Origin of the sequence: Synechococcus sp. CCY 0621 (genome assembly GCF_019038465.1) — a bacterium.
Classification (GTDB): Bacteria; Cyanobacteriota; Cyanobacteriia; order PCC-6307; family Cyanobiaceae; genus Cyanobium.
In genome coordinates this window covers 1-24,144 of sequence record NZ_JAFKRH010000047.1, presented here as the reverse complement: position 1 = coordinate 24,144, position 24,144 = coordinate 1, and the positions used below count along the sequence as shown (strand labels likewise).

The window sequence follows — 24,144 nt, the reverse complement described above, 5'->3', positions numbered from 1 at the left end:
CCGGCGCCTTGTCTTGGTCGGGTTGTTCATTGATGGACAGTCTGAGGGTCATGGCGTGACTCCTATCGACCTGTCCACGAAACCGGGGCAACCCCACTTGAGCCTCGACGAAATCGATGCCGTGCTTGGCCAGGTTGGCCTCGCTCTTGACCGGGTCGAAACCCACATCCGTTGTGAGCTGATTTTATACCTTTTCCGCTCTCATCGGCATCTGGATCGCCGCCTCCACCTGCAGCCAGGGTCAGACTTCAGCAACCCCTGCTACGAAACGATGGCGCACCCGTCTGCCGCGCAGATCGCCCGCCTGGGGCGCCAAGGGGTGGCCCTGTTCTTCGTGTTCATGCTCAGCGCCGAGCTGCCCGGCCAGATCTTCCACCTCGCCCGGCACCTGATCGGGCCGGGGCCCGGCGCCATCGCGGAAAGCCTCGAACACCTCGGGGTGCTGCTGGTCTATCTGCTGGCCCTGGTGTGCGCCCTGTTCCTTGCCCAGCAGGAGCTCTGCCGCACGCGCCTGCTGGCGTCCTACCCGCCACACGAGCCCGTCCCCCTCGCCATGCATGTGCTCGGCCTGGTTTGGGGCCTGCTGGCGGTGTTCCTGCTGCGCTGAGCGAGGCCTAGCCTGAAGCATTGGCTGGTCCTTCGCAGGGAAAGTGGCACCGATCTTCGAGACCTGGTGAGGATGGATCCCGCCGCAGACCTGCCGATGGAGCCAACGCTCGAAACCCTCCTCGCCTTCTACGACGAGCGCATGGGAAGACCTCTGCCAAGCACCCTGTTGCCCACTGATCAGCCCCTCCACTGGCAGGAGCAGACCCTCTTCAGCACGGCCCAGACGGCGGAGCCGCCCTACCTGCTCCAGAGCACGATCGATTCCTTTCTCAGCGAGGCCCCCCTGGGCTATATCAACGTGGGCTTCTGGGGCCATGGCATGAACAGTCACGCCCTCTACTACCAGCGCGGCACCTTGGTGCAGCCTGTTTCTGCGCCTGGCCTACGGCGGCTTCTACGACGACAACGAAAGAGCCGCCCTCCAGATCAGGGCCACCATGGAGTGGTTCGCCGGTTTTTTGCCGATCGTCAGCGAGCGGGCTCGCCACTGCATCGTGGTGGATTCCATGGGGGATGCCCTTTTCCGGATCTGCCTGCACGACGGCGAGGTCATCGAAGGCGATGGGCCCCTGTTCGAGCTCGGGCGCGGGCCGGCCGCCGCGTTGAAGCCCCTGCTCAAGTGGGCCTGACGATCAACCGCGCCGCAAGCGGTTGGGGAAGAAGCGCACCGGCGGCTTCTCCTCCGGCTCCGGCCCAGCCCGGTGCTCCGCCGCAGCCGTTCCATAGGCGGCCAGTACGGCGCGGGCCTTGTCCTGGTGCTCCTCGCGCAGGGCCTCCGGCGCCTCGATGCGGACGCCACCAGCGAAGCCCAGCAGCCAGGTGCGCAGGTCCACGTCCCGCCGCAGCGTCCAGGGGGGCAGGTCGAACTCCACCGGGTAGGGGTGGCTGTCGCCGGCGGGGTTGGGTGCCAGCCGATGGGGCGCTTTGGGGTGTCGCCACCAGCTGTCGCCCGGCAGGGGCTTGGAGAAGCGGGTGTGCTCGATCGGGAAGCGCAGCACGCCTTCGCGGATGAAGGCGAAGGCCCAGTCCTCACACGAGAAGCGCAGGGTCACCAGGTGGCGGGACCGGGTCTTGGCCGAGGCGCCGGCAAGGGCCAGTTGCTCGCCGAGGTCGTCACCGCAGTCGATGCCGCCGCTGAGGTGCAGCAGCCGCCCGGCCCGCTCCACGGCCTGCTGGTGGACCTCGTCGCTGCGGCGGTTGCGGCTCTCACTGCGGCGCAGGGCCAGGCGATCCAACCGCTCGGTGCGAATCAGCCCGTGGGGCTGGCCGACGGCATCCTCCTCATAGAGCAAGTACCAGCCGATGGTGTGGAAGATCAGCTGCAGCGGCCAGACCCGCAGCTCCCCCACCGGGCTGTCGGGGAAGCTGACACCCGAGGCGTAGCGCTCCAGCACCACGCGCCGGTGCTCGAGGATCGCTGTATCGATCGCCTCCGCCTGCCGGTAGCCATGGCGGTCAGCGGCCAGCGAATCCGGCCGCACCAGGGCGGCGTCCACCACCGAATGGTTGGCGTAGGTGCGCACCGACGGCATCGCCTCGGGACTGATCCCGCCCCAGCGCAGCCGCTGCTCCAGTTCGATCAGCAGATCCTGGGCCGAGGGGTCCCCCAGGCGGCCGGCCGCCTGGCTCACCACCCCGTGGATCTCGCGCAGCCGCGGCGCCGACAGCAGCGCCGTGCCCAGGGCATAGCCGTGGCGCACGTTGTCGTTGCGCACCCGGAAGCCATAGGGCGTCAGCAGCTTCTCCAGGTCCTTGCGCAGGGTGGCGGCCTCCCCCGGCAGGTAGGCGCCGGGGATCTCCTCCATCGCCTCGATCAGGTGGCCGGGCAGGTCGCTGCCGTCCTCCCGGTCGAACGGCTGCTGCAGCACATGGCGCAGAAGGGTGAACACCCGCGCGAACACCGGCCCGTCCCCCAGGGGAGGCAGCCCCCCGTTCACCCCGCCTGCCGCGGCCGGCAGCGGGGCCAGCTGGATCGGGGCCTCGACGGGGTGGGCACAGGTGAACCCCTGCCGCTCCAGCCAGGCCAGGTCGGCCCGCAGGGCCGCCGCATCGCCGTAGCACTCCCCATGCAGCCGCCGCAGCAGGGCCGCCGCCCGATCCGCCAGGTCACCCTCGGGCAGCGGCGACACGATCGCCTCCAGCTCGGCGGCGGTGACGGGATCGGTGGTGGCCAGGTCCGGATAGCGGCTCAGCAGACGCAGCAGATAGAGGAGGCGCTCCAGATCGAGGAGGCGGGAGTAGCCATGGCGCTGCACCTGCCGCTCCCGGTTGGTGGCCGAGCGGATGCGCTGGTCGAGCCGGGCCAGCTCCTCGGCCAGCACCGGCTCCAGGGACGCGTGGTGGGTGGGCACCATCGCCACCACGGCGGCGAAGCCCTCGGCCCGGCTGGGGCCGAAATGCGGATCGGCCAGGGCCGCCGCCAGCTCCTTGATCAACGGCTCGGGCACCAGGCGCTGACGGCGCTGGTTCCACTCCAGGCAGGTGGCCAGGGGGGTGAACAGCCACCAGCCGATCCACTCCACCGGCGCCGGCAAGGCCAGCGCCTGGGTGAGGGCCAGCCGCCAGGGCCGCCGGGCATGGGTGGCATCGACGATCACCGGGCGGCCAGCGGCCACGGCCGAGCGGATCCGCTGGTGCAGCACCTGCTCAATGGCGCTCCAGGGCCCCTGCACCGCCGCATCGCCAAACACCTCGGCGCGGATCGCGTCGGTGGAGAGCACCACGGCCGGTGGCTCACCGGGCCCGCTGAGCAGGGGCGCCAGGGCCCGGGCCAAGGTGGTCTTGCCGCTGGCGGGGGGGCCGATCAGGAGGTGGCAGCGCAATCGGGTCATCGACCTCAGCCCAGGTACGGATCCAGGAAGCTGAGTGGCCGGGCCATGGTGGCCGAGAAGCCGAGGATGCCGGGGTCGCGGTGGCTGTAAAGGAGGGTGTCGTCAGCCTCCAGCAGATAGGTGCCGCCGCGCTGGGTGAGGAAGTCGTCGCGGGGGACGTAGGTGCGCCAGTGGCCCAGCACCTCGGCCATGTTGCGCAGCCGCACGGTGGCCAGCTCGAAGGGGCGCTGGAAGCCGCGGCCACCGGCCCGTGCGAAGAACGAGCCCCGGATCGGCGGCAGGGGCCCCGCCTGGATCGTCTCGTCGTCGGCGATGCGCTGGGGGGCGCTGCGATCGCCGGTGTAGCCGCGCAGCACCTCCGCCAGGGTGCCGGGGGAACCGATGCCGGCGCACATCAGCAGCAGGTTCGGCCAGGGCCCGCCGGCCTGCTTCAGCCCCTCGTAGAGGCCCAGGTCGCGGTGCAGATCCGGCGCAGCGTCCACCTGCAGCCGCTCGCTGGGGAAGCCGGTAAAGCCGCAGAAGCGCTCGCGGCCCGTCCCGTCGCCGATGCCGATCGCCAGCACGGCGATGCCGGCGGCCTCCAGCTGCGGCAGCGCCGGCACCAGGGCCTGGGCGTACTCGAGACTGTCGAAGTCGCCCAGCTGGCTGAGCAGCACCACCAGCCGCCGCCGGCCACGGCCCATGCCCTGCACCGCCGCCAGCCGCTCCAGCAGCAGGGCGGGGGCGGGCGGCCGGGCAGCAGCGGCGGCGGAGGCGGTCACGGGCAGGGGGTGGGTCCGGGCCCGACCATGGTGGCGCGGGCCAGGAACCCCTCGGCGGCCAGCTGCAGTGCCTGGTGCCGCTTGGGGTCCATCTTCTCCAGCATCCGCACCATCATCGAAAGGCGGGGATTGGCCTGGAAGAAGGCGCGGTGGCGGTCGATGAAGCGCCAGTAGAGGCCGTCCCAGATCTCGCACCAGGGGCCCTTTTTGTAGTCGCCCATCTTGAGGATGTAGTTGGAGCCGCCGATGTAGGGCTTGGTGGCGAACAGGCCCCCATCGCTCATCTGGCCCATGCCGTACACGTTCGGGCCCATCACCCATTCGTAGGAGTCCAGGTAGCGCTCCATGAACCAGCGGTGCACCTCGTGCGGGTGGATCTCACACAGCAGCATCAGGTTGCTGATCACCATCAGCCGCTCGATGTGGTGGTTGTAGCCAAGCCGGTTGACGCGCTCGATCGCCGCGTCCAGGGGCGGCAGGCCGCTGCTGCCGTCCTCCCAGCAGGGGGCGAGGCGGCGGTGGTGGTTCCAGAAGTTGGCGCTGGCCTGGCGCTCACCGTGCACCCGGTCGATGCCGCGCACGAACTCGCGCCAGCCGATCACCTGGCGCAGGAACCCCTCCAGCGAGGCGATCGGCACCGGCTGGCCACCTTCCTGCCGGCGCTGGGCGTGCTCCAGGGTGGCGGCGATCACCGCCGCCGGCGTCAGCAGGCCAATGTTCAGCAGGGGCGAAAGCAGGGAATGGTGCAGGGTGGCGTGTTGCTGGCTGAGGGCGTCCTCAAACGGCCCGAAGCCGTCGAGCCGCTCCGTCAGGAAGCGCTGCAACCAGGCCGCCGCCCCGGCCTGATCGAAGGGAACCCACAGCGGCCCCAGCTCCCCAGGGTGGTCGGGGAAATGGCGGGTGATCAACGCCCGCACCTCCGGCTCGTGGGGGCTGGCCGGCACCGCCGGCAGGGACGGCTCCACGTAGCTCTTGGGCAACTTGCGGCGGTTCTCCACATCGAAGCTCCAGCGGCCGCCGGTGGGGGAGCCATCGGGCTCGAGCAGCAGGCCGAGGCGGCGCCGCTGGCGCTCGTAAAAGGTCTTCATGAACGGGCGGCGGCGGCCCTCGAACCAGCTCCGGCTCTCGGCCACCGATTCCAGGAAGGCCGGCGAAGGCAGCACGCTGAGCCGGACCCCCTGCTCGGCGCAGAAGCGCTGCAGCCGCGCCTCGAAGACCCTGTCGGCGACCTCGGCCACCCGTAGCTCGCGCCCGTCTCCCAGCTCGGCCGCCAACCGCTGCCAGAACGGCACCCCCTCCGACTCGGGCAGCTCGACATAGCGCACCGCCACACCCCTCTCCAGCAGGGCATCGCGGAAGCTGCGCATGGCCACGAAGGTGTGCAGCAGCCGCAGGCGGTGGTACCGCCAGGTGGAGGCCACGGCCAGGTCCTCGATCATCAGCACCCGCTGGCCGGGGGCGAGCTGCAGGGGTGAGGGGCTGAGCCAGTCGGGGTGGAGCTGGTCGCCGAAGATCAGGGTGAGGGTCACAAGGGGAGGCTGGCGGGTCGGCTCCAGCGCTGGCGGTGGGTCTGCCCGGGGTCGTAGAGGCGCACCTGGCGCTCCAGATCGAAGCGGCGAGGGCTGCCGCCGAAGCTGCGCGGGTCGGAGCCGACGCCGGCCAGGTAGGCCCAGTTGCCCGTGTTCAGGGCCGGGTGGGCATCGATCAGGGCCCACTCGAAGAAGCGCGCGCCCCAGATCCAGGGCAGCCTCAGCTCGTTGACGAAGTGGGAGGCCACCCACTGGCGCCCCCGGTTGGAGAGGTAGCCGGTGGCCAGCAGTTCGCTGAGCTGGGCATCGATCAGGGGATGGCCGGCGTCGCCGCGGGTCCAGCGGACGAAGCGCTCCCGGTCTTCCACCCAGTCGGGTGTGCGGTTCTGGAGGCCGCCGGGCGCATGGAAGGCGTCGCCGTGGCGCTGCTCCGACCAGAGGAAGAACTCGCGCCAGAGCAGTTCCTGTTGCATCCATTCCGAACCTTCATCAGCACCGTGGAGCTCCTGGTAGCGGAGAACCTCCTGCCAGATCCGCCGCACCGACAGCGAGCCCACCCCCAGGAAGGGGGAGACCTTGGCGGAGAACTCCGTCCCCACCAGCCCATTGCGGGTGGCCTTGTAGTGGCGCAGGCCATCGGAGGCGAACAGGTAGTGCTGCAGCCGGGCCAGGGCCGCGGACTCATCGCCGGGGAAGGAGAAGGCGCTGCGGGGGTCGGCCGCGGCAGCGGCCGGCGGGGCGGCGGGCGGCACCAGCCAGGACCGAGGGAGGTCGTCCCAGGCGTCCCCCAGGCCGGCGAGATCCGGTGGGGGCAGGGGCGGTTCCGGGTCGCGCTCCAGGCCGCGCCGGAATTGGCTGAACACCGAGGGGAAGCGCTCGGCCGCCACCGGCCAGGTGCCGAACAGGCGGCTCTCCTGCGCCTGCAGCACCGCCTCGGGCTGCACCATCGGGCGCAGCTCGGCGAGGGCGGCCGCCGTGATGTGCTGCGGAAAGGCCAGCAGGGGAATCCCCGCCGCCGCCAGGCGGGCGTGCAATGAGGCAAGAGCCTGGGCCTCCAGCTGCCGCTGGTGGGGGCCCCGCAGCCGCTGGCCCTCGGGCCGGCAGGCCAGCACCAGCAGGCGGGCGCGGCGCTGTCGGGCCAGCGCCACGGCCTGGTGCAGGGCGGGCTGGTCATCGAGGCGCAGCTGGCCCTCCAGGGCCAGGGCGATGGTGACGGCAGCCGCCATCGGTGTTGCCAGAGGAGGGACCAGGGTGGCAAAGGCAGACCCACCGCCGCGAGGCCAGTCCCCGTGATCCAGGCCCCCACCCCCGCCCTGTTCATCGGCCATGGCAGCCCGATGAACGCGATCGAAGCCAACCGCTTCACCCGCACCTGGGCCGCCTGCTTCGCCGCCCTGCCGCGCCCGCAGGCGATCCTCTGCGTCTCGGCCCACTGGGAAACCCAGGGGGTGCAGGTCACGGCCATGGAGCGGCCGCGCACGATCCACGACTTCCGCGGCTTCCCTGCCGAGCTCTTCGCGATCGATTACCCCGCGCCCGGATCCCCGGCTCTGGCGGAACGCCTGCAGCAGCTGGTCCCGGAGATCGCCCTCGACCACGGCTGGGGCCTCGACCACGGCACCTGGTCGGTGCTGCGGCCCATGCGGCCGGCGGCCGATCTGCCCGTGCTGCAGCTCAGCCTCGACCGGCGCCGCAGCCCCCGCGAGCACCTGGAGCTGGCCCGGCGCCTGCGGCCCCTGCGCCAGGAGGGGGTGCTGGTGCTCGGCAGTGGCAACCTTGTCCACAACCTGGGGCGGATCCTCTGGGGGGAGGGGGCCCACGGCTGGGCCGAGGCCTTCGATCAGCTGCTGGCCGAGCGGATCAGCTCCGGCTCCCTGGAGGACCTGCTCGATCCCCTCGCCCTGGGACCCGAGGCGGCCCTTGCCCTGCCGTCGCTGGAGCACTACCTGCCGCTGCTGTACGTGCTGGGGGTGCGGGATCCCGGCGAGCCCCTGGCTTTCTTCAACGCCGAGGTGACCCTCGGCGCCATCTCGATGCGCTCGCTTCAGGTTGGCGGTGGTGGCGGCAGCGGCGTTCCATGACGGATTGCTGCGGGCCAGGCCGGAGCGATTGCGTATCTTAAGGATTGCTCTACATTTTGGCCCATGAGGGAGACGCCCGTGCACCGATCCATCGGACTGCTGACCGCCACCGGCCTCACCGGCCTGGCCCTGGTGAGCCTGACCATGACCTTCCTGGGCTGAGTCAGGGCTGAGTCAGGGCGCCGCCGGGAGGTAACCGGTGCGGCTCAGAAAGACCCGCAGCGCGTCGGGATAGCTGGCATAGCGCTGTTCCGGCCGCCGGCAGTCGCCCTTGGCGTTGTAGCCGGCCTCGCAGGCGGTCAGCCCCCAGTCGGAGCGGCGGTCGTAGAGGCCCAGCATCCGCTTCCAGCCGCTGTCGAATTCCCCCACCAGCGCCTTGGTGGCCAGCCAGGCGGCCAGGAAGCCGTTGGCCTCGCTGCGCTGATCGGCCGGCTCCCGGAACCAGCTCTCCATCTCCTGCAACCGGCGCCGGTGCAGCGGCAGCACCTGGGGGCGATGGCTGATGTCGACGAAGCGAGGGCCGTTCAGCTGCCAGATCTGGCTGGGGGCGCTGCTGCCGGCGTAGCTGGCGAACCGATAGAGGAAGCGGTTGTCCACGTCCACCAGCAGGAAGCGGCCGTTGCCGAGCGGGTCGCTGGCGCCATTGGGCCCACCGTTCACCGGATCGCCGCGCACCTCGAACCAGCGGCGGCCGTCGGGGCTGCTGGTGAGCACGCGGGTGTCGTTGCAGCAGTGGGCGCCGCCGGTGAACGAGGAGAGCAGCACTTCCGGGTAGGGGTTGGCGGGATCCATCTCCACCACCTGCAGCACCGAATCGATGCTGCCGGGGCCGATCCGCAGCGCCCCCATCAGCTGACCGACCACCTTCCCCTCCACCCGGACGGTGGCCACAGGCTGGACCTCATCCATGCCATCGGGCTTGGGCTGGCGGCGGTCCTCCAGGACGGCCACCACCGGCCCGTTGCTGATCACCCGACCGGGCGGTGGCGAAAGGGCCAGCAACAGGGCGAGCAGCATCGGATTGAGCCCTACTGGCAGCCCTGGACCGAGATCCGGTAGCTGAAGCCCAGGGCGCCGGGGTCGCTGCTGGCGCCCACCTTGAAGTTCATCTGGCTGGCCTGCTTGCCCGGAATGGCGGGGAAGGGGCCGAACATGCGACCGGTGCCGATCGGTGGATTCATGACCTCATTGATCACCTGCAGATTGGTGCCATCACTGAACTTCATGAAGCCGCTCACAGGATATTTCGCACCGGCGTCGGAGGAATTGGCCGTGAAGAAGAACTTGAAGCTGCTGTAGGGACGATCGACGATGAAGTCGGTGTTCCAGTTGTCCCTGCCGATCAGCTTGTCTCGGCCGACCCGCTTGGAGACGATTGGAGTGGTGCCGTTGCCCCCGATCGGCTGCAGGAAGGTGCAGCGCTGCTGGGCCTCGGCGGCGGAACCAACACCGAAGGCGAGCGAGGCGCTCAGCAGGGAGACGGCCAGAGCTTTCATGGCGGCAGATCAACTGATTTCGACCCTAGGCCGCAGTGGGCACCTGGGCCGTCAGCGGTCGAAGGAAAAGAGGCGCCTCCAATCGTTCTTCATGCTGATCACGATCCAGCCCTGCCTGGTGGCTTCGTCGTCCAGCGCCGGGGTGAAGCTGCCCACCTGGGTGTCCGGCAGACCCCTGGCGGGGCCGTAGGCATACTCGCGGCGGGCGTCATCGTGAAGCACCACCATCGCCAGTCGCGGCCCGTCGCCGGCCTTGGTGTACTCCAGCATCTGCCGGTCACCGCTGGAGTTGCCGAAGGCGGCGGTGGGCCGCCGGCCGATCATCAGCTGGATGCCTTCCGGCTTGGCGGCGTCGTTGTCGTTGAGCAGCAGCCGGGGCTCCTTGGTCAGGACGGGCCGGCCGCTGCTGTCGTAGCCGTAGCGGGTGGCGCCGGCACTGCCGATCACCTGCTCAGGCGGGATGCCATACAGCTCCTCGGCGTAGACGCGCACGAAGTCCTGGCCGCCACCGGTGACGATGTAGGTCTTGTAGCCGTTGGCGCGCAGATAGCGGAGCAGCTCCTGCATCGGCTGGTAGGTGAGCGCGGTGTAGGGGCGCTGCCAGCGGGGATGGCGGGCCGTGGCCAGCCACTGGCGCACATCGGCGCGGAAGGTCTCCAGGGGCATGCCGCTGAGGGCGGTGGCGGCGAGCTTCTCGAGTTCGGCTCTGGTGGTCACCACCCCGGGCACCCGCTCGAGGATGAAACGCACCTGCGGGTAGACCGGCTGTTCCACCCAGAGGGTGCCGTCCTGGTCAAAGGTGGCGATGCGCTCTTCGGGCGGCACGTACCGGGGGCTGCCGGGGTCCGTGGTCTGGCGGACGAAACTGACGATGCCGTCCCGGGCCGCTCCCGGATTCCAGGAGGGCAGCGGATCGGCCGGCGGGGAGATGGCGCCGGCCCAGCTCGCCATGCCGGCCAGCAGGGTCGCAGCGACCAGGCCCCCCAGCAGGAGCAGGAACCAGCGGCGGCGGAGGGACAGGGTCACGGGGCGTCAGGCTCAGAACTTGCGCAGTTCCCGGCGGATCTTGAGCGGATCGCCGGAGTGCTTCTGGTTGAAGAAAAGCATCGGCACCCCGGCCAGCAGCAGGCCGATCGCCACGACGACGCCCCAGGAGATCCACGGCCTGCCCTCCGGCGGTACCTCACCAGGCCGGAGCCGACCCCGGAGCCGCTGCCGCGTTGAGCGCCTGAACCTTGCCATCGCTGCAGTCTGCTGGCCCGGCTGAGCCTTGAGTCTGTCGGGGCCGGGGATCTCGATCCGCTGATCCCGATCCGCTGATCCCCAGCCCGATCCCCGCAAGGGGGTGAAAGGATTCCGCGATCGCTCCAGCCCGCCCGCCATGGACATGTCCTCCCTGCTGCTAGCGACCGGGGGCCACCAGATCGAAGCGGCCGAGACCCTGATCGAGGTGGGCCGTTTCATCGTGATCCTGTTCGCCGCCCGGGCCCTGGCGGAGCTGATGGTGCGCTTCCGCCTGCCGGCCATCCTCGGCGAGCTGGTGGCGGGGGTGCTGATCGGCGTTTCGGGGCTGCATCTGATCCTGGCCCCGGAGCTGGGCGGCCAGCTCAACGCCGTCGCCGAGGGCGCGATCGCCGCCCTGGCCCACGTGGGGCCGGAACAGGTGCAGGAGCTCTACGACCACAGCTTCACCAACCTGCAGGCGGTGGCCAAGATCGGCCTGCTGGCCCTGCTGTTCCTCACCGGCCTGGAGAGCGAACTGGATGAACTGATGGCGGTGGGGGGACAGGCGATCACGGTGGCGCTCACCGGGGTGGTGCTGCCCTTCGCCCTGGGCACCTTCGGCCTGCAGTTTCTGTTCGGCGTGCCGCTGCTGCCGGCGATCTTCGCCGGGGCCGCCATGACCGCCACCAGCATCGGCATCACCGCCAGCGTGCTGGGGGAGCTGAAGTTCCTGCGTACCCGCGAGGGACAGACGGTGATCGGGGCCGCCGTGCTCGACGACATCCTCGGCATCGTCATCCTGGCCGTGGTGGTGGCGCTGGCGGGCGGCGAGGGCTTCAGCCTCGGGCCGATCCTGAAGCTGATCGCGGCGGCCGCGGTGTTCGTGGTGGTGGCCCTGTTCCTCAGCCGCACTGCCGCCCCCTTCTTCGACTGGCTGCTCGATCGCCTGCGGGCCCCCGGCGAGGTGGTGGTGGCCGCCTTCCTGGTGCTGTCGCTGTCCTGCTTCGCCGCCCAGGCCTTCGGGCTGGAGGCGGCTCTGGGGGCCTTCGCCGGTGGCCTGATCCTGAGCGCCTCGCGGCACCGTCACGCCATCGAGGACGCGGTGAAGCCCCTGGTGGCCCTGTTCGCCACCTTCTTCTTCGTGCTGATCGGCAGCGGCATGGATCTGTCGGTGCTCAATCCCTTCAACGCCGCCAACCACGAGGGGCTGGTGATGGCGGGTTTCCTACTGGCGGCCGCCGTGGTCAGCAAGGTGGCGGCCGGCTGGAGCTACCTCAGCAGCGGGCCCACCAACCGGCTGGCGGTGGGTCTGGGGATGATGCCCCGCGGCGAGGTGGGCCTGATCTTTCTGGGGCTGGGCACCCAGACCGGGGTGCTGGGGCCGTCGCTGGAGGCGGCGATCCTGCTGATGGTGATGGGCACCACCTTCCTGGCGCCGGTGCTGCTGCGCCTGGTGCTGGCTGATGCCGGTGAGGGGGCAGAGGCAGTCGGATGAGGACCCCGGCGCGGCCCTGGCCGGGCCATGGGAAAGTGGCCCAAGCTTGCTCCGTGCCCGTGCCAAACGACAGCGGTTCCTCCAGGTCGGTGATCGTGGGCCTGGTGGCCGTGATCGGCTCGCTGGGCGGCCTGGCCCTGCTGGTCTGGGTCACGGTGGTGATGCTCGACCTCAAGCACCTGAACACCTCCGGCTTCACCCTGCCCTGAAGCAGACCCCTAGGGGGAGGATGGGCGGCAGCGGGCATGGGCGGCCACAAGGCTGGCCTGGAGGGCCTCGGCCTTGAGCGGCTTGGCGAGCACGTCATTCATGCCCGCCTGCAACGCCGCCTGCCGCTCCTCGGCGGAGCTGAAAGCAGTGACGGCCACGATCCAGGGCCGCAGCGGCCGTCCGGTGGCGGCACGGATGCGGCGGGTGGCTTCCAGCCCATCGGGCCGGGGCATCGGCACATCCATCAGGATCAGATCCGGGTCGAGGAGCTGCTGCCGTTCCAGCGCCTCCTGGCCATCGACGGCGAACTCCGGCCCATAGCCGAGACGCCGCAGCATCAGCTCGCAGAGGCGCCGGTTCACGGCACTGTCATCCACCACCAGGATGCGCAGGGGCCGGCGGCCACCACTTCCACCGGCAGGTGGAAACGGAACACACTGCCGCGGCCGAGGGTGCGCTCCACCTCGATCGTGCCGCCAAGGGCCGCCACGAGCTGCTGGCTGATGGCCAGACCCAGGCCGGTGCCGGCATGGGGCGCGTTGGCGTTGGTGGTGAGCTGACGGAAGGGTTGGAACAGCAGTCCGATCTGATCGGCAGCGATGCCGACACCGGTGTCTGTGACGCAGAACGACAGGCTGGTCGCGCCTGCCCCCAGCGCAGGGGCTGAACCGGCCGCCGCCTCAATGGAGACAACGACGCTGCCGGCGTCGGTGAACTTGATGGCGTTGCCGATCAGGTTGAGCAGGATCAGGCGCAGGCGGATGGCATCGGTGCGGATGGACTGGGGAACCTCCGGGCCGATCAGCAACGACAGTTGGAGCGCCTCGGCCAGGGCCAGGCTCGAACAGGTGGCGACGGTGTCCTCCAGGAGCGGGCGCAACTGGCACGGGGCCAGGTCGAGCTGCAGGCTGCCGGACTCGATCTTGGTGGAATCGAGGATTTCATTGAGCAGGCTGAGCAGGGCCTCCCCCGAGCTTTGGGCGATGTCGAGGCACTCCCGTTGCTGGGCGGAGAGTTCGGTGGCCAGCACCAGGCCCAGCAGGTAGGTGAGTAGCAGCGGGAACTCCTTGCGCTGCAGCTGGGCGAGCGAGAAGTCGATTCCAAAAAACCCACCAGCTCGCCGTCGTTGTGGCGGATGGCAGCAAAACCACTCATGAAGGATCCGAAGGCGTCCGTGTAGGGCTTGGTGCTGACGGTGGTGAGGCCAGTGCGGGCGGCCTCAAGCGTGTCGACCGACGGAGCGGTAGAGAGGTCGCCGACACTGACGGCGCTGGCGGGGGCACTCGGGTTCTGGATGTAGTAGGTGCTGTCGATCGTGAAGCGGAGGCCTTCGGGCGTGACGATGAACACGTAGGCGTCATAGATCTCAGGCACGAGCCGGCGCAGCTTCAGCAGGGGCGCGCTGGCGCGGCGATAGTCCGGAGTGCCTGTCTGCTCGGGCCGGCTGATGGTGGCGACGACGCTGGGGTCCATCTGGCTGGCGGCGATGGTCACCAGCTGGCGCAGATTTTCTCGCACCTGGTGGCGCAGCCATCGGGTGGCGCTCCAATCGTTGAAGCTGAGCGCCACCGCCGCCACGGCGAAGATCGTCGCGGCCAGCACAATGCTCTCGCGGCGAATGCGCTGGCGACTCCAGTCAGCCAGAAAACCTCGTTGCGCGGCCTGTGTCCTGCCTACAGCGGCGGCCACCTGATCGCCGCTGGGCCGGGCACCAGGCGACGGGGGGATGAGGAGATGTGAACCGCCTTCAAGTCCGTCGCGGCAGCCTGCGAACGTTTGATCAGGTGATCAGGCTGCCCATGCCCGCGAACGTGGCTCCCCGCGAAGCGGCCCGCCTGGAGGCCCTGAAGGACTACCGCATCCTGGATACGGACACGGAGCAGTCGTACGACGACATCACCTTTCTGGCCGCCCAGCTATGCGATGTGCCCATCGCCCTGATCAGCCTGGTGGATGCCGATCGTCAATGGTTCAAATCCAAGGTGGGCCTTGATGTCAGTGAAACAAGCCGCGATGTGTCCTTCTGTGCCCACGCCATCCTCGGCGACCAGACTCTGGTGGTGAAGGACGCCCGAGAGGATGAACGCTTCCGGGATAACGCGCTGGTCTGCAGCGAACCCAACATCGTCTTCTACGCCGGGGTGCCGCTAAGCACACCGTCAGGGGCCCGGATCGGATCCCTCTGCGTCATCGATCGCCGCCCCCGGGACCTCAGCTCCCTGCAGATCCGATCGCTTGAGACCCTGGCCCATCAGGTGGTGCTGCAGCTGGAACTGAAACGTGTCTCTGATCAGCTCGCCGGCGCCTTGCAGCGCATCGACGTGATGGAGCAGCTGATCCCGATCTGCTCCTACTGCAAGGGCATCCGCAACGATCAGGGCTACTGGGGGACGGTTGAGGCCTTCATCAAGAGCCACGACAACGTGGAGTTCTCCCATGGCGTCTGCGATGCCTGTATGGCGAAATACTTCCCGGAAGTGGCGGCGCTCGGCAGGGAAACGTCAGGGCAGGACGATCCGCGCTGATCGCACCGGCTAGGTGTGGCCGATCGCCGCCTCCCCGCGCCGGTGGATCTCACAGGCGTAATCGGTCCAGGTGCCCTGGCCCCAGTAGCGGAAGCAGCTGGTTTCCAGCAGCAGCAGGTGAAGCAAGGCCCGTTGATAGCGAGGGGTTCGGGTGACGCCGGGATCCTGGGCCACCAGGGGGTCGAACAGCTGGTGGAAGTGGGCGCTGAGCTGGTTCATCGGCTCCAGGACATTGGCGTAGCCCTCCACCCAGCTGAGGTCGTTGGTCCAGGAGGCGCCGGCCATCGAGAAGGTGGGATCGCTGGCCTGGAGCTGGGCGATGGCCGCTGTGGTGGCCTCGGGTGAGGGGGTGGGTGAGCCGTCCAGCTGCTGCCAGAGCTTGTGCTGTTGCACCGCCTGAATCGTCGGGAATTCGCTGGCTGCCACACCGGCAGCCTCGAGCAGCTCGAGATACTCCGTGCCGTTGATCGCCACCGTGGCCTGCTCACTCCCCTTGGCGGCGATGGCGTGATGGGCCTGGAGGAAGGCGGACGGGAACTCATTCATCATCACGCCGCCGTTCTCGCCATCGGCAATCTGCGACACCAGCGATGGCACCGTGGTGGCTCCCAGTACCTGGCGGCCAAGACCGAGGGCTTCGTAGCAGGGCTGCATCTGGCCCACCAGCTTGGTGTCGGATCCCTGGGTCTTGATCAACACCGTGATCGACACCTCGGCGCCGCTGGAGTTGCGCGCCACCAGCTGGTTGGGAAGGTATTTCTGCTGGTGAGACAGGCTGGTGCCATCAAGGTTTTCGACGCTGTGCTCCTGCACCAGCAGCCAGCGATAACCACATTCCTTGAGGGCCTTGACGAACTCAAACAGCGTGTCGGGATGGTTGGGCAGGTGCATTTCCGGTGGCGAAAATCCCTTCACCCGCGCCAGGGCGCCCCGGCCAAACATGGCGGCAAACTGGTGCTGCCAGGCCAGGATCTGCAGCTTCAGATCGGGGATGGGGGTGGAGGGGGCCACGGCGTGGCTCCAGAAGGTGCCGAGCCACTCCACATGGGGCTGGAGGGCGGGATCGCAGGCGAGCTGCTTGAGGGCATCAAGCACATCGCGCCGGCCCATCTGCTCCAGGCCCCAGAGCAGATTGCCCGAATAATCCAGCATGATCCGGGGATTGCAGCCCTCCCCGATCAGCTGGGGAAGGAGGTCGACCAGGCGCCGGTAGCACTGGGCAAAGGGTTCGGCGTTGTGGTTATCACCTTCACCCTGGTTCTCGAACATGTACTGCAGATGGGAGATCAGCTCGCCATGCGCCCCGGCCGGAATCGTGGGCTGGTGCATGTGAAGCGCGCAGGCAAACCCGGAACGGATCTCCTCCAGCCTGAGGTTGGTGCGGGGCAGAAACACCGGGCCGGGCTGCTGCACCAGGGCAAGGATCTCCGCTTCTGAACCGGCGATCGGCGGCAGGGCAGGGTCGGTCATGGCTGGGGTGGGGTGCCCGCGCGCTGGGCAGGTCGTGCGGGATCAGTCTGCGGGCCAGGGGGAAACACGGCTGTCGCCATCCCTGCGCCAGGCTGGGTCCATGACGTTGCCGGTGCCAGGAGAACCCAGGCCATGACACCCCCAGGCCTGTTCCGGCGTTGGCGGGGGGCCGCAGCCCTGGCCGCCACAGCCATCCTCGCCGTGGGCGGGCTGGCGCTGCACGGGATCGGCGTGGGCCGCGGGGGGCCGGCAGCGGGCGCCACCGACAGCGAACTGGCGGCGGAGGTGGGGCGCCGCTACGGGGGCATGAAGCGTCTCCTGTTTCCCGGCCAACCGGAGATGTCCGTGGCCGAGTGGCTGGCGCGGCCCAAGGACCGGCCGGCGGTGCTGGTCGATGTGCGCGAGCCGCACGAACGGCGCGTCTCGATGCTGCCGGGGGCGATCACGAAGGAGGACTTTGAGCGCAACAGCGTCCGCTACCGCTCCTGGGTTGTGGTTCCGTACTGCACCATTGGCCTGCGCAGCGGGATCTTCACCCGGGAGCTCAGGGTCCGGGGGTTTGAGGTGCGCAACCTGGCGGGCAGTGCGCTGGCCTGGGCCCATGCCGGCCTTTCGTTCGAAGCCAGAGGCAAGGCCACCCGCCGGGTGCACGTCTTCAACGCCGATTGGAACCTGCTGCCCCGCGGCTACGAGCCCGTCGTCTCGAAGGAGCTCCCCAATGGAGGAGAGGAGGCTCCAAGAAACTGAACCAGTCCCACGAAGCCGATCGGCCCCACATCCGATGCAGGCGATGAAAGATCTGAGCCAAATCCAGCTGGTTACAGGTGAGGCCGCCGTCCGGTCCAACGGCGCCACCGGCAACCGACTCCTAGGGTTGAAACACTTAAGGCAACACCAGATGCAGAAACCACTCCTCCATCTGGCAGCCGTGCTTGTGGCCCTTCCGCTGCTGAGCCCGGACCCAGCCGTGGCACAGAAGCGTATTCCCAAACTGCCGGGCAACGACCAATGCCCGCTGGGCTATGTGAATGATCTGAAGCAGCATTGCAACTCGCCCATTTACTACCAAGTACGGCCCACCTACGGAAAGCCCTGTCTGTCGGGATGGATGAACATCGGGGCGGGCTACTGCAAGAAGAAGACGCTGGGGATTTTCTGAGGCGCCAGGCTGGATGGGGGTCACGTCAAGGGTGAGGCAGACAGGGATGGACCGCTCTGCCTAGGATCGCCCCTGCATCCGATCGGCACGGTCAGCCCCTTGAGGCATCGGAGCCATCCCATGCCCGAGGTTTCCATGCCCGCAGATCCCATGACCGCACCGATCCAGGCCCTTGCTGCCCCCGGTGCCGGGCAACCGCTCCAACCCTTTGCCTACACCCCCGGCCCGCTGGGCAGCGAAGAGGTGGAGATCGCCGTCGAGAGCTGCGGCATCTGCCATAGCGATCTCTCCATGCTCGACAACGAGTGGGGCATGACCGCCTATCCGTTTGTTCCCGGCCATGAAGTGATCGGCCGGGTGGTCGCCCTCGGGGAGCACACGAAGCGTCTGAGCATCGGCGACCGGGTTGGTCTGGGCTGGTTTTCCGGCAGCTGTGGCGCCTGCGACCAATGCCTCTCCGGCAACCAGAACCTCTGCCTCAAGGCCGAGGCCACCATCGTCGGGCGCCACGGAGGCTTCGCCACGCGGGTGCGGGCCCAGTGGACCTGGGTGACGCCCTTGCCGGATGGGCTGGACACGGAGAAGGCCGGCCCCCTGCTCTGCGGAGGGATCACCGTCTTCAACCCGATCGTGGAGCTCGGCATCCAACCCACCGACAGCGTGGCGGTGATCGGGATCGGCGGCCTGGGTCACATGGCCCTGAAGTTTCTGCGGGCCTGGGGATGCGACGTCACCGCCTTCACCACCAGCGACTCGAAACGGGAGGAAGCGCTCCAGCTGGGCGCCCATCGCACCTTGAACTCCCGCAATGCCGAAGAACTGGCAGGGGCGGCGAGCAGCTTCGACTTCATCCTCAACACCACCAACGCCAACCTCGACTGGAACACCTACATCGCCGCCCTCAAACCCAAGGGCCGGCTGCACACCGTGGGGGCCGTCCCTGAACCGATCGCCCTGGCCGCTTTCCCGATGATTCTCGGGCAGAAAAGCCTCTCCGGTTCACCCCTGGGGAGCCCATCCACCACCGACAAGATGCTGCAGTTCAGCTGTCGCCACGGCATCGCGCCCACCACGGAGTTCTTCCCCATGTCGAAGGCGAATGAAGCTCTGGATCATCTCCGCTCCGGCCAAGCCCGCTACCGCGTCGTGCTGATCAACGACCTGGGGTGAGGCCCACCTGCCAGCATCCCAAGCCGGGGAGGCTCAGAACGAATCCTCCGTCTGGCCGGCGAAGCAGCCGGCGTAACTCTCGCTGCCCAGCAGCTTCTGGAACACGAACTGGCAGATCGCGGTGCCGGGATGCACGGCGAGCGGAGCGGGACCGAAGTTGCTCATCTCCAGCACCTGCTGGCTGTCGATCCCCGGCCCCATGAAGGGGGCGCTGATGTGCACCATCAGGCCCAGCCGCGCAAAACGGCTGCGGCCCTCCAGCCAGCCGCACAGGCCGGGCCCCAGGCGCAGCCGCTCCTGGGTGATGCCGAGCACCGTCTCGCCCGGCATGATCAGGATGTGCTCGCCCTGGGGCACCACGATCTTCTCGGTGAGCGTCCGGTAGTCGGTGTGCTCGCGCACCTCGATCACCTCGTGCACCTTGCGGAAGACGCGAAAGGTGCTGGCGAGGGTGAGGTCGAGGGAGGCGGGGCCCAGCCGCTCGGGGTCGAAGGGCGTGACCGTGATGGCGCCGCGCTCGATCGCCTGCAGGATCGCCTCTCTGCCGAGAACGGACATGTCTTTGGCTGGGCACGGGCGAGGGTGGATTGTCTCAGGCGGTCGGACGGGGCCCAGCGTCCAGGTCGTCGATGGACTGCACCAGCAGATCGCGGCCGCTGTCGTACACGACGCGCGGCGCCGGCCGGCCGGCCTCTGTGGCGCCCAGTCGGCGGGCGGCGGCACGGCGGCGCTTCAGCTGGGGATCGGCGTTGCGGGCCGCCTGGGCCCAGGCCTGGCGGCGCCGATTGCGGGCGGCGATGGCACGGTTGCGCCAGTGCTGCAGCGGCAGGCGGGCCAGGGGCAGAAGCAGCAGCAACAGGGCGTAGCCGATGGCGAACCGCGCCAGCCAGGCCACAGGCGGCAGCCAGGCGGGCGTGATCGCCAGCAGCCACGGCGCGAGCACCAGCAGGGCCCCGGCGGTGAGGCCATAGGCGAGCCGTTGCCCGGCTCCGGCCCGGCTGAAGCGAAAGGCCCGTTCGCGCAGGGGCGGCACCGGCCCATCCACGCCGGCCGCTCTGGCGGGCAGGGAGGGGAAGCCATAGATCAGGTCCCCGTCCTCACTCACCTCGGGGCGGCCGTCGAAGCGCAGCAGCACCGGCAGCATGGCGGCATCGGCGAGGTCACGGCGGCGGTCGGGATCGGAGGGGCAGTCGGGCAGATCGAGCAGCGGAGCCAGGTCCTCGGCGATCACCACGCCACCGCGCTGGCGCAGGAAGGCGCCGATGCGGCGCCAGCGCTGCGGCTCGAAGCGGGCATTGGGATCGCCATCACCGAACAGGATCGAGAACACGGCGCTGAGGAAGCCCAGGGAGGCCGGATCGGCGCCCTCGCCGGGCAGGTCCCAGAGCAGGCTCCACAGCTGCTGCGGCGTGACGGAGGCGGAGCCCTGGCGCGCCGGGGCCCGAATGCCGGAGACGAGCAGATCCAGGATCGAGAGGGGCACCTGGGCCAGCCCCTGCAGCAACGCCAGGCCGGCATCGTCGCCGTCGTCGCTGGTGAACAGCCGCACGATCAGCAGCACCGACAGGATCAGCACCACCAGGGTGGTGACCAGCAGCAGCACCAGCCCGAAGCTGAGCCGGATCAGGCGGGCGGCCAGGCGCAGGGCCGCCTGCAGCCGGGCCTGCAGGCGCCGGCGGCCGCTGAGGGCCAGCAGCCGCATCCGGAGCGCCGGAGGGAAGACGAACAGCAGGGTGCCGTCCTCGGCCACCTGCAGGCGACCGGACACGTCGGCCACCAGGGCCAGCAGCCCCGGCTCCACCTCCTGCAGGGACAGGCCGGTGCCCGCAGCCACCTCGCCGACGCTGCAGCGGCGCCCGCGGTTGCCGATCCAGGCGAGCAGGGTGGCCTCAACCGGCATGCAGCCCATCCGCCGCCAACTGCCGCAGGGCCAGCCGGTCGGTCTTGCCCACGGGGGTGAGCGGCAGCTCAGGCAGCACGCGGATCTCCTCCGGCGCCTTGTACCCCACCCGGGCCCGGGCGAAGGTGATCAGTTCGGCTTCGCTGGGGGCGGGCTGATCGGGGCGGAGGGTGACGTAGGCCCGCACGTTCTCGCCGTGCACCGGGTCCTGGATGCCGATCACCCCCACCAGATCCACGGCCGGATGCTCCGAGAGCGCCTCCTCCACCTCCTGGGGGCAGATGTTGGAGCTGTCGTGGACGATGATCTGCTTGCGGCGGCCGCAGAACCAGAAGTAGCCGTCGGCATCGACCCGCATCTCATCGCCGCTGTCCAGCCAGCCCTGATGGATCGTCTCGGCCGTGGCTTCGGGGTTGTCCCAGTAGCCCAGCATCCGGGAGGGCGCCTGGATCCAGAGGCGTCCCTGCTCACCCGGGGCCACCTCGTTGCCGTCCTCGTCGCGCAGGCTGGCGCTGAACCCCGGGCAGAGCCGGCCGACGGAGCCGATCCGGTTCGGGCCCGACGGGGGCGCCAGGGTGGCGTAGCCGATCTCGCTCATGCCGAAGCATTCGTCGATCCCGAAGCCGGCGGCCCGGCGGAACTCCTCCTGCAGCTGGTGGGGCACCTTGTCGCCGCCGCTGATGCAGAGGCGCACCGAGCCCAAATCGGTCGGCTGGAGCCGGTCATCCCGCAGCAGCTCGAACAGGGCGGCGGGCAGCATCAGCAGCAGCGAGGGCCGGTGGCGCCGCAGCAGGGTTTCCACGGTGGCCGCATCAATGCGGCTGGCGATCGCCGCGGAGGCGCCGGCGGCCAGGGCAGCCAGGACAAGGGCGCAGGAGGCGATGTGGGCCAGGGAGCTGCCGGCCAGCACCTCCTCGCCGGCCTGGAGTTCGCTGGCCTGGATGAAGGAGGTGAGCACGGCGGAGAAGCTGGCGCGGCTGTGGGTCACGCCCTTCGGCCGGCCGGTGCTGCCGGAGGTGAAGAAGAGGACGCAGGGCTCGTCGGCGGCCAGATCGGGCCAGGGCGGGGCCTCACCGCCGGCGGGTGCTGCGGCCAGCAGGGGCTCGAAACCGGAGGGATCGTCGATGCGGTGGCAGCCAAGGGGCAACCTGCCCGCCACGGCGCTGGCCTGCACATCGGCCAGCCGTTCGCCGTGGAACACCAGGGCCGCGGCGCCGCTCACCGTCAGCGAATGGTCGATCTCCGGCGGCACGTAGCGGTAGTTGAGCGGGGTGAGCACCAGGCCGCTGCGCAGCCCGGCCAGGTAATGGACGACCAGCTCCACCCGGTTGGGGATCAGGGAGGCGAGCCGATCACCCCGCCGCAGGCCCAGCCGCTGGTAGGCCCTGGCCAGCTGCTCCACCTGCCGATCGAGCTCGGCCCAGCTGATGCTGTGGGTGAGATCCTGCAGCGCCGGTGCCGCCGCGTCACGCCCCAGGCCGGCCTCCAGGAGGAGGGTCAGGTCGACGAGTGGGGCCAGGGGCGGGCCTTGGTGGGGCATGGAATGCCGTAAGCCCGCCCACTCTGGCAGCGGTTTGGGGACGCCTGCATGCCGGAAGTCCAGCGTCGAAGGCAGGCGCCTGAGTGACGTGGTCCTGCGGATGATGGGAAAGAGGCTCAGCGCAGGAACTTCCTCGCGTCCTTGAGCAGCAGAAGCAGTTGCTGCTGGCGCAGCGGCGATGCAGTGAATCCGAACCGGGTGTAAAAGCGTGCCGCGTCTTCGTCGATGGGATGGGTCAGGATCGCCCGAATTCCGGCCTGCTCAGCGATGACCAACGTCCGATGGATGGCGTCCTGCAGCATCCCGACACCGAGGCCACGTCCCTGGTTCTCCCGTGACACCGCGAGCCTGGCCAGGATGACCAAGGGCAGCGGAAATCGCCCCATGCCCTGGCGGATGCGCTCTGGCGCCTCCACCGTGTCGACCTGGCCCACGGTGAGGCTGAAATAGGCGGCCACGCGGTTCTCCTCGTCGGCGACGACGAACGTTCTGGCCGAGCCACTGGTCTGTGCCTGGCGGGCGTGGTGCAGTAGCCAGTGATTCAGTGTGGGCCTGCCGCAGTCAAAGCCTTCCAGCCGGTGCTGGGCGGCCAGCGGCTCCGGCGGCCGCCAGGTCACTCGGCGTCCCAGGGGGCCTGCCTGGCGAACAGATCACGCAGACCCTCATTGGCCTGTGCGGGGCGGTCCAGCAGAGCAATCAGGGCCTGGGCCTGGGAGCCCGAGACCATGAACAGACGCTGATCAAGGAGCGTCTGCTCTGCAGCGAGACAGGCGCTGTCGAGGATGAAGTCGGTGAGCGACTTGTGGGTCACCTCGGCGGCACGGCGCAGCACAGCTTCCTGTTCCGGCGTGGCGCGCAGGCCGAGCCGGGCTGAGCGCGCAGGAGGCGAAGCTCCGATGGCAGCCATGGCGAACCCTCTCCCACTTGAACAGCTGGACAACGTTAGTACAAACGACGCACGCAAGCGGTGAGGAGGCGTCCCGCAAGGCTTGGCTAAGGGCATGGCATCGCGGCGAGGCTTCTTCCCTCTGCCACCTACGAGCGCCTGGGCGCGTTCATCGCCGAGCGGATGCGCATGGGCCCCAGCGCAGCACGTGACTGAGAGCGGTTGAAGCGGATGCTGAGCCGCGTGCCCATCCGAACGATCGGCCGCAAGGCCCAGCACTCAAAAATCAAAGCTGCCGGCCAGGTCTTCGATCGAGCGTCAACTGGCGTCCCATGGCTCAGACGACAAACCCAAGGATCTGCCCCACAATCGCCATCACCTCCTCCAGCTGGGAGTCGTTCAGTCGCCCGATCGGATGCGGGCGAGCGCCCCTGGCGCGCCAGTCGAACGATTTGAGTTGCTGGCACAGCACGTAGCTGTGGGTGTCGGGCCGATCGGGAATGGGACCCAGATCCACAGCAAGGGTGGAGCCACGGTTGGAGGGGGCTGAAGTCATCGCACAACCGACGACCAGGCCCACGGTGGTGTGGAAGGAAGCGGTGGAGAGCACCGCAAAGGGATGGTGATCCTTCATCTCGCGGCCGACCTGGGGGTTTTGGTCGATCCAGATCACATCGCCGCGATCGGGCACCCAGCCTTGGACGGCACGGCGGGGACTCACTCGACGACCTCAGCCCCAACCGAACGGAAGGCCATGGCCTCGGTGGGTTCGCCAGCCATGGGCACGTAGGCCGCCAGCCGTTCGGCCAGGGAAAGGCGACGCTGCACCGGCCGGATCATCACGCCCCCCTCCACAACGGAGAGTTCCACGGCCTGATCCACCTGAAGCTGAGCCTCACGGGCAATGGAGGCGGGCAAGCGGATGCCAAGGCTGTTGCCCCAGCGGCGCAGGGCCTGGCGGGAAGGGGTGGCAGCCATGGGACTCAGGCGTATAAACAAAAGGATAGACACTTCGGGTCGATGGGGCGGCACACCCACACCCAGAGCCGGGTTGGCCGTAGCCGCAGCAAGCCCACGCCAGAAAGGATCCAACCAGGGGCGATGGCCTACCGGGCCGCCCAAAACCAAACCTGGCCCGGTCTCCCGGCAGCCGCCAGCCCGGCCCCGGCGCAGGACGTGGCCCGCCGGATCCTGGGAAGCGCATGGTGGGCCGGGTTCACCTTCAACGGCATCACCGCCTATGGCGATGGCCACGACA

The 24,144-nt window shown here is 69.1% G+C and carries 26 protein-coding genes; 9 read left to right on the top strand and 17 right to left on the bottom strand.

All coding sequences use genetic code 11. The features are described 5' to 3' along the window. The first annotated feature begins 271 nt into the window (after window positions 1-271). Window positions 272-607, top strand: coding sequence for a hypothetical protein (locus tag KUG43_RS15590; RefSeq protein ID WP_216910579.1), 336 nt, complete (start codon window positions 272-274; stop codon window positions 605-607). A 439-nt stretch (window positions 608-1,046) separates the two neighbouring features. Continuing rightward, a complete protein-coding gene (locus KUG43_RS15585) occupies window positions 1,047-1,238 on the top strand; it encodes a hypothetical protein (protein WP_216910578.1) in 192 nt (63 codons plus the stop codon). A gap of 3 nt (window positions 1,239-1,241) precedes the next feature. On the opposite strand, the gene KUG43_RS15580 is transcribed toward KUG43_RS15585, so the two are convergent. From KUG43_RS15580 to KUG43_RS15565, 4 genes are all read right to left on the bottom strand, one after another. Continuing rightward, a complete protein-coding gene (locus KUG43_RS15580) occupies window positions 1,242-3,440 on the bottom strand; it encodes an AAA family ATPase (protein ID WP_216910577.1) in 2,199 nt (732 codons plus the stop codon). Between the two features lie 5 nt (window positions 3,441-3,445). Then, entirely contained in the window at window positions 3,446-4,123 is a 678-nt protein-coding gene (locus KUG43_RS15575) for an AhpC/TSA family protein (RefSeq protein ID WP_216910582.1), read from the bottom strand. A 74-nt stretch (window positions 4,124-4,197) separates the two neighbouring features. Then, window positions 4,198-5,730, bottom strand: a complete 1,533-nt coding sequence (locus KUG43_RS15570; RefSeq protein WP_216910575.1) for a cryptochrome/photolyase family protein — start codon at window positions 5,728-5,730, stop codon at window positions 4,198-4,200. Then, the gene (locus KUG43_RS15565) at window positions 5,727-6,956 is read right to left on the bottom strand and encodes an FAD-binding domain-containing protein (protein WP_216910573.1); all 1,230 of its coding nucleotides are present in this window, start codon (window positions 6,954-6,956) and stop codon (window positions 5,727-5,729) included. The genes KUG43_RS15570 and KUG43_RS15565 overlap by 4 nt, the downstream gene beginning before the upstream one ends. Before the next feature lie 63 nt (window positions 6,957-7,019). Between KUG43_RS15565 and ygiD the strand changes: the two genes are divergently transcribed. Beyond that, the gene (ygiD, locus tag KUG43_RS15560; RefSeq protein WP_216910571.1) at window positions 7,020-7,811 is read left to right on the top strand and encodes a 4,5-DOPA-extradiol-dioxygenase; all 792 of its coding nucleotides are present in this window, start codon (window positions 7,020-7,022) and stop codon (window positions 7,809-7,811) included. A gap of 174 nt (window positions 7,812-7,985) precedes the next feature. On the opposite strand, the gene KUG43_RS15555 is transcribed toward ygiD, so the two are convergent. Genes KUG43_RS15555 through KUG43_RS15545 form a run of 3 tightly spaced genes read right to left on the bottom strand, consistent with a single transcriptional unit; the run spans window position 7,986 to window position 10,333 of the window. Continuing rightward, window positions 7,986-8,828 (bottom strand): hypothetical protein, encoded by an 843-nt coding sequence (locus KUG43_RS15555; protein ID WP_216910569.1) that lies wholly within the window; start codon window positions 8,826-8,828, stop codon window positions 7,986-7,988. Window positions 8,829-8,839: 11 nt separating this feature from the next. Then, window positions 8,840-9,307, bottom strand: a complete 468-nt coding sequence (locus tag KUG43_RS15550; RefSeq protein WP_216910567.1) for a hypothetical protein — start codon at window positions 9,305-9,307, stop codon at window positions 8,840-8,842. Window positions 9,308-9,358: 51 nt separating this feature from the next. After that, window positions 9,359-10,333 carry an HAD family hydrolase gene (locus KUG43_RS15545; protein WP_353618056.1) on the bottom strand — a complete coding sequence of 325 codons (975 nt, stop codon included), beginning with the start codon at window positions 10,331-10,333 and terminating at the stop codon, window positions 9,359-9,361. A 355-nt stretch (window positions 10,334-10,688) separates the two neighbouring features. Between KUG43_RS15545 and KUG43_RS15540 the strand changes: the two genes are divergently transcribed. Next, the gene (locus KUG43_RS15540) at window positions 10,689-12,026 is read left to right on the top strand and encodes a cation:proton antiporter (RefSeq protein ID WP_216910565.1); all 1,338 of its coding nucleotides are present in this window, start codon (window positions 10,689-10,691) and stop codon (window positions 12,024-12,026) included. A gap of 53 nt (window positions 12,027-12,079) precedes the next feature. Beyond that, a complete protein-coding gene (locus KUG43_RS15535; RefSeq protein WP_216910583.1) occupies window positions 12,080-12,235 on the top strand; it encodes a hypothetical protein in 156 nt (51 codons plus the stop codon). Window positions 12,236-12,244: 9 nt separating this feature from the next. On the opposite strand, the gene KUG43_RS15530 is transcribed toward KUG43_RS15535, so the two are convergent. Together KUG43_RS15530 and KUG43_RS15525 are read right to left on the bottom strand one after the other, a co-directional pair. Then, window positions 12,245-12,613, bottom strand: a complete 369-nt coding sequence (locus tag KUG43_RS15530) for a response regulator (protein WP_216910564.1) — start codon at window positions 12,611-12,613, stop codon at window positions 12,245-12,247. After that, window positions 12,595-13,266 carry a sensor histidine kinase gene (locus KUG43_RS15525; protein WP_216910562.1) on the bottom strand — a complete coding sequence of 224 codons (672 nt, stop codon included), beginning with the start codon at window positions 13,264-13,266 and terminating at the stop codon, window positions 12,595-12,597. Before KUG43_RS15525 ends, KUG43_RS15530 begins: the two co-directional genes overlap by 19 nt. Before the next feature lie 769 nt (window positions 13,267-14,035). Here KUG43_RS15525 and KUG43_RS15520 point away from each other — a divergent pair. After that, a complete protein-coding gene (locus KUG43_RS15520; RefSeq protein ID WP_216910560.1) occupies window positions 14,036-14,761 on the top strand; it encodes a GAF domain-containing protein in 726 nt (241 codons plus the stop codon). A gap of 9 nt (window positions 14,762-14,770) precedes the next feature. Here the strand turns inward: KUG43_RS15520 and KUG43_RS15515 are convergent, their stop codons facing one another. After that, a complete protein-coding gene (locus KUG43_RS15515; RefSeq protein ID WP_216910558.1) occupies window positions 14,771-16,231 on the bottom strand; it encodes a polysaccharide deacetylase family protein in 1,461 nt (486 codons plus the stop codon). A gap of 132 nt (window positions 16,232-16,363) precedes the next feature. Here KUG43_RS15515 and KUG43_RS15510 point away from each other — a divergent pair, with 132 nt between their 5' ends. The 3 genes from KUG43_RS15510 to ahr all read left to right on the top strand — a co-directional run bounded on the left by KUG43_RS15510 (window position 16,364) and on the right by ahr (window position 18,560). Continuing rightward, on the top strand, window positions 16,364-16,978 hold the full coding sequence (locus KUG43_RS15510; RefSeq protein ID WP_216910556.1) for a rhodanese-like domain-containing protein: 615 nt from the start codon (window positions 16,364-16,366) through the stop codon (window positions 16,976-16,978). 151 nt (window positions 16,979-17,129) lie between these two features. Further along, window positions 17,130-17,390: a hypothetical protein gene (locus KUG43_RS15505; protein ID WP_216910580.1), complete on the top strand. Its 261-nt coding sequence runs from the start codon at window positions 17,130-17,132 to the stop codon at window positions 17,388-17,390. Window positions 17,391-17,540: 150 nt separating this feature from the next. Beyond that, window positions 17,541-18,560, top strand: a complete 1,020-nt coding sequence (gene ahr, locus KUG43_RS15500) for an NADPH-dependent aldehyde reductase Ahr (protein WP_216910554.1) — start codon at window positions 17,541-17,543, stop codon at window positions 18,558-18,560. A 33-nt stretch (window positions 18,561-18,593) separates the two neighbouring features. Here the strand turns inward: ahr and dcd are convergent, their stop codons facing one another. From dcd to KUG43_RS15465, 7 genes are all read right to left on the bottom strand, one after another. Continuing rightward, window positions 18,594-19,118, bottom strand: coding sequence for a dCTP deaminase (dcd, locus tag KUG43_RS15495; protein ID WP_216910552.1), 525 nt, complete (start codon window positions 19,116-19,118; stop codon window positions 18,594-18,596). A gap of 34 nt (window positions 19,119-19,152) precedes the next feature. Further along, a complete protein-coding gene (locus KUG43_RS15490) occupies window positions 19,153-20,460 on the bottom strand; it encodes a hypothetical protein (RefSeq protein ID WP_216910551.1) in 1,308 nt (435 codons plus the stop codon). Next, window positions 20,450-22,000 carry a class I adenylate-forming enzyme family protein gene (locus KUG43_RS15485; RefSeq protein ID WP_216910550.1) on the bottom strand — a complete coding sequence of 517 codons (1,551 nt, stop codon included), beginning with the start codon at window positions 21,998-22,000 and terminating at the stop codon, window positions 20,450-20,452. The genes KUG43_RS15490 and KUG43_RS15485 overlap by 11 nt, the downstream gene beginning before the upstream one ends. Before the next feature lie 116 nt (window positions 22,001-22,116). Continuing rightward, window positions 22,117-22,617: a GNAT family N-acetyltransferase gene (locus KUG43_RS15480; protein WP_216910549.1), complete on the bottom strand. Its 501-nt coding sequence runs from the start codon at window positions 22,615-22,617 to the stop codon at window positions 22,117-22,119. Then, the gene (locus KUG43_RS15475; protein WP_216910548.1) at window positions 22,614-22,907 is read right to left on the bottom strand and encodes a type II toxin-antitoxin system TacA family antitoxin; all 294 of its coding nucleotides are present in this window, start codon (window positions 22,905-22,907) and stop codon (window positions 22,614-22,616) included. Before KUG43_RS15475 ends, KUG43_RS15480 begins: the two co-directional genes overlap by 4 nt. Before the next feature lie 316 nt (window positions 22,908-23,223). Further along, entirely contained in the window at window positions 23,224-23,607 is a 384-nt protein-coding gene (locus KUG43_RS15470; RefSeq protein WP_216910547.1) for a type II toxin-antitoxin system PemK/MazF family toxin, read from the bottom strand. Then, window positions 23,604-23,864: an AbrB/MazE/SpoVT family DNA-binding domain-containing protein gene (locus KUG43_RS15465; protein WP_216910546.1), complete on the bottom strand. Its 261-nt coding sequence runs from the start codon at window positions 23,862-23,864 to the stop codon at window positions 23,604-23,606. Before KUG43_RS15465 ends, KUG43_RS15470 begins: the two co-directional genes overlap by 4 nt. Window positions 23,865-24,144 lie beyond the last annotated feature (280 nt).